Raw genomic sequence first — 13,522 nt, 5'->3', positions numbered from 1 at the left:
GACTTCGGAGGCGGGTTCGACTTCTAGGTGCGCGGTTTCGGGGCTGCGGCCACGGGGTAGTCGGTCGCATACCGTGCGAGAACTTCGGCCACCGGAGCATCCAGAACCAACGAACCCTTGTCGAGATAAAGCCCGCGGGTGCAGAAACGCCGCAGGTCTTTCTCGTTGTGAGAGACGAAGAACAGCGTTCGCCCTCCGGCGAGCAGTTCTTCGATGCGCCGGTAGCACTTCTCTCGAAAAGCCTTGTCGCCCACCGCGAGCACCTCGTCGACCAGAATGATGGGTTCTTCGAGTTGCGAGATGACCGAGAAGGCGATGCGCACTTTCATGCCGCTGGAGAGGTGCTTGTAGGGTGTGTCGAGAAAGTCGCCGATCTCAGCGAATTCGATGATGCGGCCGAAGCGCTCGTCGATCTGCGGCTTCGTCATGCCGTGCAGGCCTGCTGTGAGGTAGACGTTGTCGCGCACCGACAGGTCGTCGACGAACCCTCCCGTGATTTCGATCAGGGGCGCGACGCCCTCACTTACCCGCACGGATCCCTCGTCAGGAAGGACGACCTCGGCCACGAGCTTGAGCAGGGTCGACTTGCCCTGGCCGTTTCGCCCGACGACTCCGATCGCCTCGCCCGGGCGCACGGTGAAACTCACGTTACGCAACGCCCAGAACTCGTCGGGCCGCGAACGCCGCAGTCGACCCGCGAAGAGATCTTTGAAGTTGCGCCGCGAGCGGCGGTTGCGCTTGAACCGGATGCCGGCTCCGGCGACGGTGATGACGGGGGACTCGTTCATCAGATCTCTTTCAAAACGGCGCGTTCGGTTCGTCGGAAAACGAGGATTCCGACCAGAAACAGCAGCACGGACATCGCCGCGCTCACCGTCACGAGATACCAGTCGAGTTGCTCGGGAAAGAATGCCGAGCGGTAGAGCGAGAAGATTCCGCTGAGAGGATTGAATGCGGCGAACACGTGCAGTTGCGGCGGCAGATCCGCCGTGCTGTAGATGATGGGTGACGCGTAGAACAGGGCGCGGAGTGCGAGCTTGACCGCGCGCTCCAGGTCACGAAAAAAGACGACCAGCGGCGCTACGATCAAGCCGGCGCCCACTGTGAGGACCGCCTGGATGAGGATCGCCACGGGAAAGAAGAACACCTCGATGTGCAGCGTCGCGCCGGCGACGACGGCGAAGACGGCGAGCACCGGCAGGCTGGCCAGAAACTCGATGCCCTTCGAGAGCACCAGCCGATTCACCCAGATCGTGCGAGGAATCTTCGTCGATCGGATGAGCTTCGCCTCGCGCAAAAACGCACGGGTCGCGTCTGCGGTGGTGCCGTTGAACCACATCCATGGCAGCAGCGCAGCCAGGAGAAAGACGATGTAGGGGTCTTCTCCCACGGACTTCTGGAAGACCTGGGTGAAGACGAACCAGTAGATGAGGGCCATGACCAACGGGTCGAGGATCGACCAGACGTACCCGAGGGCCGACGTCGAGTAGCGCACGCGCAGGTCGCGCCTCGTCAACAGCCACAGGGCGTTCCGATAGCGCGCGAACGCGGTGCGTTGATTCGGTCGCACCTCGCTGAGCGTCGTCGTCACGTGCCGGTACTCATTTCTGTCGATGAACAACGCTTCACTCTATCCCGCAGACGAATCATGCCCCCTCACGCCGATCAGGATCGGAATGAAGGGGCATGACGCGAGCACAGTGTCACTCGACGGTGACCTGCAGCGCTCTACACGAAGAGGTTGGCGCGCTCCAGGTCTTCGGCGAAGTCGACCTCGACGGCGTAGAGATCAGAGATGTCGACGGGCTCGATGAGAAGACGGTTCTGCTCGATCGCGAGCTCGATACCTCGCTCGAAGTAGTCCTGGTCGCCGACGGCCTTCAGCTGGCGAAGCAGCGTCGCCTTGTCGGCGGCCGAGATGTAGTTGATGCCGACGGCCTCGCCCAGGCCGTGCTTGACGGTCTTGGACAGCTCCTTGATGTAGCCCTCGGCGCTCGTTGTGTACTTGACCTCTTCGTCGGAGACCTTCGAGGTATTGACGGTGACGAACGACTGGTCGCGCGCGATCATTGCGGCGGCGCGGTCGAGCACAGTGGGATCGAACACCACGTCGCCGTTCATCCACAGAACCCCACCGGCGCTCGAGGCCTGAAGGGCGCGCATGAGGCTTTTGGACGTGTTCGTCTGGTCGTACTGCTCGTTGTAGACGAAGGATGCTTGGGGAAACGCCTCGATGATGTGCTCGAGCTTGTACCCGACGACGATCGTGACTTTGGCGTTGTTACCGAATGCGTGGTGGATGTTGTCGAACTGCTGGCCCATGATCGTGCGGCCGTCGGCCAGTTCAGTGAGGGGCTTCGGGAGGGTTCGGCCGAGTCGGCTGCCCATTCCTGCGGCGAGGATGACTACCTGGGTGGTCATGATGAATCTCCTTGATGGTGCGAAAGTGCTTCAGGACAAGATCGCGCATCTGCATTGGAGACGAGAATTCAGGAACCGTTAGGCCAAGTGCGAGGCGCTGGACACTCCGTTATGTCGCAGTTCACTGTATCGTGCCCCCCGTTTCGGGTCACGCGGAGCTGTACCATCGTTTCGTGTTCGTGATATAACCGTCAGCTTCTTCTCGGGGAGCGAGATCGCGTCGGACAGCGAAATATCGGGACCGTCGGTGCGTCACTGTATGTCGATCGGGCATGCGAGTGTCGGTCGCGGCTGATACCTTAAGTTCGATGAGTTCAGAGTCAGGTATTTCCGCCACCGGGGGAGCAGGCAGCGACGAGTTGAACGAGGAATTCCGTACCCCCGCAACAGAATCCGCGACCAGCGTCCGCAAGGCAGAGCCGCAAAACGCCAGACCCTCTACAACAACGAAGCCAACAAAGAAGTCTCAGCCCGCGAGAACGTCGACACCTCGTTCAGCGGGTGCGGTGCGGCCCACCACGACGGTCCGCCCGTCGCGCACGGCGAAGCCGCGCACCCCAGCCCCACCGGTGAAGCCTGCCGAATTACGCGTCGACCCGGTCGGCGCACCCAGCAAAGAGGACGACGTGACGCTCCAGTCTTCGACCGACATGGCCGACAACGCGGTGGAAGGCGACGTAGCTGCCGAAGACGCATCGGCCCGGCATGCGATGGTTGATGGCCCCGCCGAGGGCGGGGTTGAGAACGACGTCGTGCAGACCACCAACCCGCCCGCGTCGACCGACGAGATCGAAATCGTCGCGGTGGCTGAATCCGCCACGAAGTCCCGGCCCGCTGCGCCGCGTTCTCCCCGTGCCCGAACATCGGCGACTCCTCGGGCGTCGTCCTCGACGGCACGGGTCCCTTCGGCGCCGCGCGCACCGCGCAAGCCCGCCGCGCCGCGCGCCAAGGCAGCCCCCTCGGCATCCGATGCCCCCATCGTTCTCGACCCCGCGACCGCGCCGATCAGCGCGCCCGTCACGAAGCCGGTGGCCAAGCCCGTCAGGCTCACCGCTGCACAGAAGAAGGCAGCGGCGCTGGCCGCGGCCGAAGCCGCCGAGCGTGCCGCCTTGCGCGCGCAGCAGCCCGTCGTGCTCTCTATCGATCGACTCGTCAAGAGGTTCGGCAGCACCACCGCCGTCGACGGCATCGACCTCGAGGTCCGGCAGGGATCGTTCTACGGAATCGTCGGACCAAACGGTGCCGGCAAGACGACGACTCTCTCGATGGTCACCGGGCTCCTGCGCCCCGACTCCGGCACGATCTCGATAAACGGGGTCGACGTATGGGCGAATCCGTCCGAGGCTAAGAAGATCATCGGCGTTCTTCCCGATCGCCTTCGTCTGTTCGACCGTCTAACCGGACGGCAATTGCTCTACTACGCGGGAACGCTTCGGGGCCTCGACAACGCGTCCGTGCGTGAGCGCAGCGACGACCTCGCGGCCGCGTTCGGCCTTGAAGACGCGCTCGGCCGTCTCGTCACCGACTATTCCGCGGGCATGACGAAGAAGATCGCCCTCGCCGCCGCCATGATCCATTCCCCCCGCATTCTGATCCTCGACGAACCGTTCGAGTCCGTCGATCCCGTGTCTGCGGCGAATGTGATCGAGATTCTTCAGAAGTACGTCGAGACCGGTGGAACAGTCGTCTTGTCGAGCCACAGCATGGACATGATCCAGCGAGTGTGCGACGGCGTCGCCATCATCGTGCAGGGGCAGGTGTTGGCCCAGGGCACGGTCGACGAGGTCAGGCGCGACGGCACGCTGGAAGACCGCTTCGTCGAGCTCGCCGGCGGGCGCAAGGCAGCGGAAGGCATGGAATGGTTGCTGAATTCGTCACACTGAGGTTGAGGATTCTCGGCAACACCTTCGACCGCACTGCACAGCAGAACGTCGGCGTCGTCGTGGCTGCGGTCATCGGTGTGGCACTCACGTTCTTCTGCATCACGGGTCTTTCGTCATTGGCCCCTGGCTCCGACGATGCGCGTACGGCGGTCATTCTCGGCGGCTCGCTCGTGGTTCTGGCCTTCATCGTCGGACCGCTCGTCTCGTCGGTTCCCGATTCTCTCGACCCTCGACGGTTCGCGCTCTTCGGTATTCCCGCGGCGACGCTCGCCCGGGGCCTGGCCATCGCCGGCGCGATCAGTGTGCCCGTGCTGCTCACGATCGTCGCGGCGGCGTTCACGGTGCCCGTCTGGTCGCAGAACGCGGGCACCATACTGCTCGCGATTCTCGCAGCACTCCTCGCACTAGCCACGGTCGTGCTCGCATCCCGGGTTACGTCGCTGCTTGCCGCTATCGGTCTCGCCACGCGACGATCGCGGGAGACGGCCGCGCTTCTTGCGGTACTCGTGCTTGTGCTGGCCTCTCCGGCCATCGTCCTCTGGGTCAGCGTCAACGTCAGTCGAGGCGGGTCGGGTCTAGCCCACGCCGCAGCCGACGCTCTGGCGTGGAGCCCGCTCGGTGCAGCCTGGGCGCTGCCGGCCGATGCCGCCACAGGAGTTTCTGGCGGCGAGGTCACGATCAAATTCGCGATCAGCCTCGCGTTCATCGCTGTGCTCTGGTTCTCGTGGAGAGCGCTGGTCGCACGGGTGCTCGTCACCGCAGAGCGCGACGCACCCGAGCGGGAGCACGCGCACCTCGGCTGGTTCGCGCGAACACCATCCACACGAACGGGCGCCGTCGCGGCACGCAGCTTCACCTACTGGGCACGGGATGCGCGCTACCCGGTTCCGGTCATCGGCGTCTTCGGATTCCTCGTCGTCGTGTTCTTGGCGTTCGTCATCGCCGGCATTCCGCTCACTTACCTCGTGCTGCTCACAGTGCCCGCGCTCTGCGCGACCTTGGCATTCTCGGTGCACAACGACGTGGCTCTCGACAATTCGGCCGTATGGATGCATGTGTCGGCCAGCCGCGTCGGGTTCGCCGACCGATTCGGCCGCGTCGTTCCGGTACTCGCAATGGGGGTACCCCTCATCGCGGTCGGATCGGTCGCAGCCGCGTTCTTCGTCGATGACTTCGCGACGCTGCCGGCCCTTCTCGGCGTCAGCACCGTGCTTCTGCTTGCCGGGCTCGGTGTCGGAAACCTCCTGTCGTCCCTATTCCCGTATCCGGCGGTGCGCCCGGGCGATGGGCCGTTCTCGCAACCGCAGGTCGGGGGAGGTACAGGCTTCGTCGTGCAGATCGGATTCGTGTTGCTGACGGCTCTCGTAGCGGCACCGTCGGCCTCCTACGCCATCCTCGGCCTTCTCGGCGACGATTCTGCCTATTGGCCGTCGCTGTGGTGGGGCGCCGGTGCCGGAGTAGTCGTGCTCATCGTCGGCACGGTCGTCGGGGGCGCCGTCTTCGACCGCCGCGGCCCAGACATCCTGGCCGCCGCCTTGCGCAACTGACCGCACGACCCGGCGTGGACGCACCGAGTTGATGCAGGGTCGGTGCGGTGCCGGGTGAAATTAGACTGGATGCATGAGTTCTGTTTTCGCAGCCCGTCCGACCGCAAGTATCGCCGAACCCGGCGCGCCGCGTGAGGGGGGTGGCACGTCGACCCTCGATCGCGAACTCGAGGAGCTGCTCGAACAGGAGCAGATCGAACCGGGTGACCACGAGCGGTTCTCGCACTACGTGAAGAAAGAGCAGATTCTCGAATCGGCTATGACCGGCAAGCCGGTCAAGGCGCTCTGCGGCAAGAAGTGGCTGCCCGGCCGAGACCCCGAGAAGTTTCCGGTGTGCCCCGACTGCAAGCGGATCTACGAGGGACTCAAGCCCGAGTGACGGTTCGAGCCGATCACACGTAGAGCGTGGGGATGATCGGCTCTCCTCGGCCGAGTCGGAAGGCCTGGTCGGGGAGCTCGGCGATGGAATCAGCCCGGTGCACACGCGCGAGTTCCACGCCTCCGGGGCCGACGTACTGCGGGTCGACGGTTCCCTGGTCGATGAGGGTCACGAGGAGGGCACGACCGCGCTCGGCCGACTCGGACGACTCGCCCACGTGGATGGCCTCGGTCGTCGCGCGGCCCGAGGCGTTCATTCTGCGGACAGGATGCTTGCGCCCACCGACCGTCGCCTTCTCAGCAGATTTCTTGGCGACGGAGACCCACTCATCTTCGGAATTCTTGTGGGCCACCAGTTTGTAGACCATGCCGGCGGCCGGAGACCCCGAGCCGGTGACGACCGACGTTCCGACGCCGTAGGAGTCGACGGGAGACGCGGCCAGTGCGGCGATGGTGTACTCGTCGAGGTCGTTGGTGACCGTGATCTTGGTGTCGGGATTGCCGAGCGAATCGAGTTGACTGCGCACCGCTGTGACCAGCGACGGCAGGTCACCCGAGTCGAGTCGCACAGCTCCCAGCTCGGGGCCGGCGACGCGTACGGCCAGCTCGACGCCCCGGTGCACGTCGAAGGTGTCGACGAGGAGTGTCGTCGATGGGCCCAGCGCATCGACCTGCGCCTTGAAGGCCGCCTCCTCGCTGTCATGGAGGAGCGTGAACGAATGGGCCGCGGTGCCCATCGTCGGAATACCCCAACTGCGGCCCGCCTCGAGATTCGACGTCGCGACGAAGCCGGCGATGTAGGCGGCTCGCGCCGCCGCGACGGCGGACCACTCCCCGGTGCGTCGCGATCCCATCTCGGCGAGAGGACGACCCGCTGCGGCCGAGACCATGCGCGACGCCGCGCTGGCCACCGAGGAATCGTAGTTGAGAACGCTCAGAATGAGCGTCTCGAGGATGACTCCCTCGGCGAACGTCGAATCGACGACGAGGATGGGGGAGTTGGGAAAGTAGACCTCGCCCTCCCTGTACCCCGAGATGGTTCCGCGGAAGCGGTAGTCGGCCAACCAGTCGAGGGCCGCCGTGCGAACGACGCCTTTTTGCGCGAGCCAGTCGAGTTCTGCATCCCCGAACCGGAAGGCCTTTATGAGTTCGAGCAGGCGGCCGGTGCCCGCCACGATTCCGTAGCGCCGGCCCTGCGGCAGTCGGCGAGCGAATGCCTCGAAAACGCATTGCCGCTCGTGCGTGCCGGCCTGGATGGCCGCATCGAGCATCGTGAGTTCGTAACGGTCGGTGAGAAGCGAGGAGGCGGCGGTCACTCGGCAAGCATATCCGCGGCCCTCACGCGCAGTAGTCTTGGGGGGTGAGTGATGCGCCGATCGGAGTCTTCGACTCCGGCGTCGGCGGCTTGTCCGTGGCCCGATCCATTCGCGACCAGCTGCCCCGGGAGTCCATCACCTACATCGGAGACACGGCCCGTTCGCCGTATGGACCGCGTCCCCTCGCCGAGGTCAGGAAATTCGCCCTCGAGGCGCTCGACACCCTCGTGGCCCAGGATGTCAAGATGCTCGTCATCGCGTGCAATACCGCTTCCGCCGCCATGCTGCGTGATGCGCGGGAACGCTATTCCGTTCCCGTCGTCGAGGTCATCCAGCCGGCCGTCCGCGCGGCCGTGTCGTCGACGAGAAACCTCCGAGTCGGTGTGATCGGAACCGAGGGAACCATCCGGTCGAGGGCGTACAACGACGCGTTCGCCGCAGCGCCCCACCTCGAGCTGTTCACCCAGGCCTGCCCGCGCTTCGTGGAGTTCGTCGAGGCGGGCGACACGACGAGCCGCGAACTGTTCGCGGTGGCCGAGCGCTACCTGGCACCGCTGCGTGAACACGACATCGACACGCTCGTTCTGGGATGCACGCACTACCCGTTTTTGAAAGGCGCCATCTCCTACGTGATGGGAGACGGCGTGCGCCTCGTTTCGAGCGACACGGAGACGGCGAACGACGTGTTCCGCGAGCTCGTCAACCGAGGCATCGAGCGTACCTCGGCAACCCCGCCCGTGCACCGGTACGAGGCGACCGCAGACGACGCCGGCGAATTCATGCGCCTGGCCGACCTCATGCTCGGCCGACAGGTGTCGACCGTCGAACTGGTCGAGACCGGCGTCATCCCACTTTCCCCCATCCGCTGAACCACTGGAGACCCACCATGTCTGAAGAGATCCGCAAAGACGGCCGTAGCGCACAGCAGTTGCGCCCCGTCACCATCGAGCGCGGCTGGAGCGACCAGGCCGAGGGGTCTGCGCTCATCTCGTTCGGCAAGACTCGCGTGCTCTGCACCGCCTCTTTCACCAACGGCGTTCCGCGCTGGAAGCAGGGCAAGGGCCAGGGCTGGGTCACGGCCGAATATTCGATGCTTCCCCGCTCGACGAACGACCGCATGGACAGGGAGGCGGTAAAAGGCAAGATCGGCGGTCGCACCCACGAGATCTCCCGCTTGATCGGCCGCAGTCTTCGCGCCGTCGTCGATATGAAGGCCCTCGGCGAGAACACGATCGTGATCGACTGCGATGTGCTGCAGGCAGACGGCGGCACGCGCACGGCGGCCATCACGGGGGCCTACGTCGCCCTGGTCGACGCGATCGAGTGGGCCCGCACCAAGAAGTTCATCGGCCAGAAGTCGCAGCCGCTCATCGACAGCCTTTCGGCCGTGTCGGTCGGCATCATCGACGGCGAGCCCATGCTCGACCTCGCCTACGTCGAAGATGTGCGCGCCGAGACCGACATGAACGTCGTGGTCACGGGACGCGGGCTGTTCGTCGAGGTGCAGGGCACGGCGGAGGGTGCACCGTTCGATCGCGCCGAGCTCGACGCGCTGCTCGATCTCGCCCTGGCGGGCACGGCGGAGCTCGCCCGGATTCAGGCGACGGTCCTCGGATCGGGCGAATGAGCATCCGCGTCGTTCTGGCGACGCACAACGCGCACAAGGTCGACGAGTTCCAGGCGATTCTGGCCACCGAGATCCCCGAACTCGAGATCGTCGCCTACGACGGCCCGGAGCCCATCGAGGACGGCGTGTCCTTTGCCGACAACGCTCTGCTCAAGGCTCGTGCCGCGGCCGCGCATACAGGCCTGCCCGCCCTGGCCGACGACTCCGGCGTCTGCGTCGGCGTGCTGGGCGGAGCCCCCGGAATATTCTCCGCCCGATGGGCGGGCCACGGTCGCGAGGCCCAGGCCAACCTCGATCTGCTGCTCGACCAGCTCGCCGACATCCGCGACCCGCATCGCACCGCATGGTACTCGTGCACGATCGCTGTCGTGGTGCCCGAGCAGGTCGATCGTGCGGCGAGCGAGCATCTGGCCGTCGGCGAGTGGCGTGGCCGAATCGCGGATGCGCCGCGCGGCGAGAACGGCTTCGGTTACGACCCGATCTTCGTGCCCGACGGATCCGACGTCTCTGCGGCCGAATTGTCGGCCGAGCAGAAGAACGCCGACAGCCATCGCAGCAGGGCATTTCGGGAGCTGATCCCCGTGTTGAGAATGAGCGTCATTTCCAACTAGCGGAGGCGCTAGGCGTATGGCTCGCGGGATGCCTACGCTGGAGGAACGATGGCTGGCACCGACACACACTCGCACGCCTCGCACGACCACGCCTCGGCCACGACGAACCGCACCCGCCTCGGATGGGCGATCGCCATCGTCGCGACGGTACTGCTCGTCGAGGTCGTCGGCGCGGTGGCCACGCGCTCGCTGGCGCTCTTCGCCGACGCGGGGCACATGGCATCCGACCTCATCGGGCTGGTCGTGGCGCTCGTCGCAACCGTCATTGCGGCCAGGCCCGCCACCGAGCGGCACAGCTTCGGTTTCCAGCGGGCCGAGGTCTTCGCCGCCCTGTTCAACGGCCTCCTGTTGATCGGTGTCGCGGTCTTCGTCGCCGTCGAGGCGATCCCGCGACTCGTCACGCCGCACGACTTCGAGATCAGCCCGGTGCCGCTGCTGGTCGTCGCAGTGATCGGTCTGGTCGCCAACTTCGGCGCACTGATGCTCCTGCGAGGCGGAGCGAGCACGTCGCTGAACATGCGCGGGGCGTACCTCGAGGTGTTCGGCGACCTGGTCGGGTCTGTGACGGTCATCGTCGCCTCGATCGTGATCCTGACGACAGGATTCGCTCCCGCCGACGCAATCGCCTCGCTCGTGATCGCGGCCATGATCATTCCGCGCGCCGTCGCGTTGCTGCGCGACGTCATCCGGGTGCTGCTGCAGCAGACGCCGGTCGAGACCGACGTCGCGCAGATCCGCAGTCATATCCTCGCGAAAGACGGCGTCGTCGACGTGCACGACGTGCATGTCTGGGCGGTCACGACGGGCAAGAACGTCTTCTCGGCTCACGTCGTAGTGAATCAGTCGGTGTTCGAACGCGGAGAATCGGGCAGGTTGCTCGATCAACTCTCGAGCTGCCTGTCTGCGCACTTCGACGTGGAGCACTCGACATTCCAGTTGGAACCCGCCGAGCACGCCGAGCATGAGGAACACCTGCATCCATGAGCGCAGGCGTACTCGCCCCGATGCTACTTCTGGGGCAGCGTCTGCACCCCGAGCGTGCGATAGAGCTCGACCTGCTGAACGGTCTCGAGTTCAGCGGGCGCACCCGTGAGCGGGTCGTTGCCGCCACCCGACTTGGGAAACGCGATGACGTCGCGGATAGAGTCGGTCGCGGCCAGGAGCGAGACCACCCGGTCGAAGCCCATGGCGAATCCGCCATGGGGCGGGGCTCCGAACGCGAATGCCTGCAGCAGGAAGCCGAACTTCTCCTGCGCCTCTTCGGGGCTGATGCCCATGACGGCGAAGACGCGCTCCTGCAGTTCACGCGTGTGAATGCGGATGCTGCCGCCCCCGATCTCGTTGCCGTTGCAGACGATGTCATAGGCGTACGACAGGGCCGATTCGGGGTCGGAGTCGAACGTGTCGATGAACTCGGGCTTGGGGGAGGTGAACGCGTGGTGAACCGCGGTCCAGGCGCCGGCACCGATCGCCACGTCGCCGCTCGCGACCGCGTCACCGGCGGGTTCGAACAGCGGTGCGTCGACCACCCAGGTGAACGCCCAGGCGCTCGGATCTATGAGCCCCTGGCGGGCTGCGATCTCGCCGCGAAGCGCGCCGAGAAGACCGCGGGATGCTTTCACGGCGCCGGCCGCGAAGAAGATGCAGTCGCCGGGCTGTGCTCCGGCGTGCGCCACGAGTCCTGCGCGCTCTTCTTGGGAGAGGTTCTTGGCGACGGGGCCACGGAGTTCGCCGTCTTCCCCGACGAGCACATACGCCAGGCCCTTTGCTCCGCGTTGCTTCGCCCATTCCTGCCACGCGTCGAGGGCGCGACGCGCCTGGCCGGCGCCACCGGGCATGACGACCGCACCCACGTAGGGCGCCTGGAAGATGGCGAAATCGCTCTCAGCGAAGTAGTCGGTGAATTCGACGAGTTCGAGCGCGAAACGCAGGTCGGGCTTGTCGGAGCCGAAACGACGCATCGCCTCGGCGTAGGTCATGCGAGGAAGCGTTGAAGGGAGCTCGACGTCGATCGTGCGCCACATTGCTCGAAGCACCTTCTCGGCGAGCGCGATCACCTCGTCTTGGTCGACGAAGCTCATCTCGACGTCGAGCTGGGTGAACTCGGGCTGACGGTCGGCGCGAAAGTCTTCGTCGCGGTAGCAGCGGGCGATCTGGAAGTACTTCTCGAAGCCGCCGACCATCAGGAGCTGCTTGAACAGCTGAGGGCTCTGCGGCAGGGCGTAGAACGTGCCGGGCTTCAGTCGTGCCGGCACCAGGAAGTCCCGTGCTCCCTCGGGCGTCGAGCGGGTGAGGGTCGGAGTCTCGACTTCGACGAAGTCCTCGTCGACGAGGACCGAACGCACGGCGGCCGACACCTTCGAGCGGAGCTTGAGCGGGTACGCGGCGCTCTCCCGACGCAGGTCGAGGTAGCGGTACGCGAGGCGTGTTTCTTCACCCGGTTCGTCGTCGAGCTGAAAGGGGAGGACGTCGCTGGCGGCCAGCACCTCGAGGCTCGTCGCCTCGACCTCGACCTCGCCGGATGCGATGCTGCTGTTGATGTTGCCGGCGGGGCGCTCGCGAACGATTCCTCTGACCGTCACCACGGACTCCACTCGCAGGCTCTCGGCCGTGGCCACAAGCTCGTCTCGAAACGTGACCTGGGCGATGCCGGAGGAGTCGCGGAGGTCAAGAAACGCCACGCCGCCGTGGTCGCGGATGCGTGCGACCCACCCGGAGAGCATGACTTCGAGGCCCACGTCCTGGCGGGTGAGCGAGGACGCGTAGTTGGTTCTGTACATAGGTGCGTGCTTCCTAGGCCTCCGGCTTGCGGTCGAAGACGTCGGGATCGAGCGCCGTGTCTGCGCTGGACTGGTCGGTCCCCGCAGCATTGGCCTTTCGAGCCTTCATCGTCGACTGCACGTAGTGCCAGATCGTGGGGATGAGCGTCGCCGCGACCGCGGCGAGCAGGATGACGTCGATGTACTCCTTGACGAAGTCTGCGACGGGAGGAATGTATCCGAGAACGAAGCCTCCGTATGTGACGCCGGCGCCCCAGATGACCGCGCCGATCAGGTTGTACAGGGAGTACTTGCGGTAGTTCATGTGTCCGACGCCCGCGGCGATCGGCGCGAAGGTGCGCACGATGGGCACGAAGCGAGCCAGGATGACGGCGAAGGCGCCGTACTTGGCGAAGAACGCGTTGGTGCGCTCGACGTTCTTGATGCTGAAGATGCCGGACTCTTTGCGTTCGAAGATGCGCGGCCCGAAGCGATGCCCGATGAGGTATCCGACCTCGCCGCCGAGGAACGCCGCGAATCCGACGGCGAGGCACACCCACCAGATGTCGATCTTGATCGTTCCCGCGAAGGTGAGGAGGCCCGTGATGACGAGCAGCGTGTCGCCGGGAAACAGGAAGCCGATCAGCAGGCCCGTCTCGGCGAAGATGATGAGGCACACGCCCACGAGGGCCAGGGGGCCGAAGCCCGCGATGAGCGTCTCCGGATCGAGCCAGGGGATGAGTGCGGCGTGTGTCAAGTGGGCTCCAGTCGTCGGCGGGTCAGGTCGAGGCCGGTCGGCGGCGGACAAGTGTCTGTGTGCATCAAGAGTACCCCCGCGGGCCGCGGAGCGACGCGGACGAACGAGGAGTACGGGAGAAGGGACTTGAACCCTCACGCTCGAAAGCACAGGAACCTAAATCCTGCGTGTCTACCAATTCCACCACTCCCGCAGAGCAGCTCCAGTGTATCGGCGACGCGGT

At 65.4% G+C, this 13,522-nt stretch carries 13 protein-coding genes and 1 tRNA gene; 7 read left to right on the top strand and 7 right to left on the bottom strand.

Annotated features, from left to right (window positions below):
- Positions 1-23: 23 nt before the first annotated feature.
- From ACE5CZ_RS05470 to ACE5CZ_RS05460, 3 genes are all read right to left on the bottom strand, one after another.
- Positions 24-788 carry an ABC transporter ATP-binding protein gene (locus ACE5CZ_RS05470; protein ID WP_374946326.1) on the bottom strand — a complete coding sequence of 255 codons (765 nt, stop codon included), beginning with the start codon at positions 786-788 and terminating at the stop codon, positions 24-26.
- Positions 788-1,615, bottom strand: coding sequence for an ABC transporter permease (locus ACE5CZ_RS05465; RefSeq protein WP_374946328.1), 828 nt, complete (start codon positions 1,613-1,615; stop codon positions 788-790). Before ACE5CZ_RS05465 ends, ACE5CZ_RS05470 begins: the two co-directional genes overlap by 1 nt.
- 113 nt (positions 1,616-1,728) lie before the next feature.
- Positions 1,729-2,421: an NTP transferase domain-containing protein gene (locus tag ACE5CZ_RS05460; RefSeq protein WP_374946325.1), complete on the bottom strand. Its 693-nt coding sequence runs from the start codon at positions 2,419-2,421 to the stop codon at positions 1,729-1,731.
- Positions 2,422-3,047: 626 nt separating this feature from the next.
- Here ACE5CZ_RS05460 and ACE5CZ_RS05455 point away from each other — a divergent pair.
- The 3 genes from ACE5CZ_RS05455 (at position 3,048) to ACE5CZ_RS05445 (ending at position 6,230) form a co-directional block, all read left to right on the top strand.
- A complete protein-coding gene (locus ACE5CZ_RS05455; RefSeq protein ID WP_374946324.1) occupies positions 3,048-4,304 on the top strand; it encodes an ABC transporter ATP-binding protein in 1,257 nt (418 codons plus the stop codon).
- A complete protein-coding gene (locus ACE5CZ_RS05450; protein ID WP_374946323.1) occupies positions 4,280-5,851 on the top strand; it encodes a hypothetical protein in 1,572 nt (523 codons plus the stop codon). The genes ACE5CZ_RS05455 and ACE5CZ_RS05450 overlap by 25 nt, the downstream gene beginning before the upstream one ends.
- Positions 5,852-5,924: 73 nt before the next feature.
- Positions 5,925-6,230 (top strand): DUF3039 domain-containing protein, encoded by a 306-nt coding sequence (locus ACE5CZ_RS05445; RefSeq protein ID WP_374946322.1) that lies wholly within the window; start codon positions 5,925-5,927, stop codon positions 6,228-6,230.
- A gap of 13 nt (positions 6,231-6,243) precedes the next feature.
- Here the strand turns inward: ACE5CZ_RS05445 and ACE5CZ_RS05440 are convergent, their stop codons facing one another.
- The gene (locus tag ACE5CZ_RS05440) at positions 6,244-7,545 is read right to left on the bottom strand and encodes a nicotinate phosphoribosyltransferase (protein WP_374946321.1); all 1,302 of its coding nucleotides are present in this window, start codon (positions 7,543-7,545) and stop codon (positions 6,244-6,246) included.
- Positions 7,546-7,589: 44 nt separating this feature from the next.
- Here ACE5CZ_RS05440 and murI point away from each other — a divergent pair, with 44 nt between their 5' ends.
- The 4 genes from murI to ACE5CZ_RS05420 are packed head-to-tail and all read left to right on the top strand — an operon-like array spanning position 7,590 to position 10,767.
- Entirely contained in the window at positions 7,590-8,414 is an 825-nt protein-coding gene (murI, locus tag ACE5CZ_RS05435) for a glutamate racemase (protein WP_374946320.1), read from the top strand.
- 17 nt (positions 8,415-8,431) lie between these two features.
- On the top strand, positions 8,432-9,172 hold the full coding sequence (gene rph / locus ACE5CZ_RS05430) for a ribonuclease PH (protein ID WP_374946319.1): 741 nt from the start codon (positions 8,432-8,434) through the stop codon (positions 9,170-9,172).
- Positions 9,169-9,783, top strand: a complete 615-nt coding sequence (rdgB, locus tag ACE5CZ_RS05425) for an RdgB/HAM1 family non-canonical purine NTP pyrophosphatase (RefSeq protein ID WP_374946318.1) — start codon at positions 9,169-9,171, stop codon at positions 9,781-9,783. The genes rph and rdgB overlap by 4 nt, the downstream gene beginning before the upstream one ends.
- Positions 9,784-9,831: 48 nt before the next feature.
- Entirely contained in the window at positions 9,832-10,767 is a 936-nt protein-coding gene (locus ACE5CZ_RS05420; protein ID WP_374946317.1) for a cation diffusion facilitator family transporter, read from the top strand.
- Between the two features lie 23 nt (positions 10,768-10,790).
- On the opposite strand, the gene aspS is transcribed toward ACE5CZ_RS05420, so the two are convergent.
- The 3 genes from aspS to ACE5CZ_RS05405 form a co-directional block, all read right to left on the bottom strand.
- Entirely contained in the window at positions 10,791-12,563 is a 1,773-nt protein-coding gene (gene aspS / locus ACE5CZ_RS05415; RefSeq protein WP_374946316.1) for an aspartate--tRNA ligase, read from the bottom strand.
- A 13-nt stretch (positions 12,564-12,576) separates the two neighbouring features.
- The gene (locus ACE5CZ_RS05410; RefSeq protein ID WP_374946315.1) at positions 12,577-13,299 is read right to left on the bottom strand and encodes a DedA family protein; all 723 of its coding nucleotides are present in this window, start codon (positions 13,297-13,299) and stop codon (positions 12,577-12,579) included.
- Positions 13,300-13,410: 111 nt separating this feature from the next.
- Positions 13,411-13,492 (bottom strand) — tRNA-Leu (locus ACE5CZ_RS05405).
- Positions 13,493-13,522 lie beyond the last annotated feature (30 nt).

This window comes from Agreia sp., assembly GCF_964263775.1.
Classification (GTDB): Bacteria; Actinomycetota; Actinomycetes; order Actinomycetales; family Microbacteriaceae; genus Agreia.
Note: the sequence above shows the minus strand (reverse complement) of the source record. Positions and strands in the feature narration are given on the sequence as shown.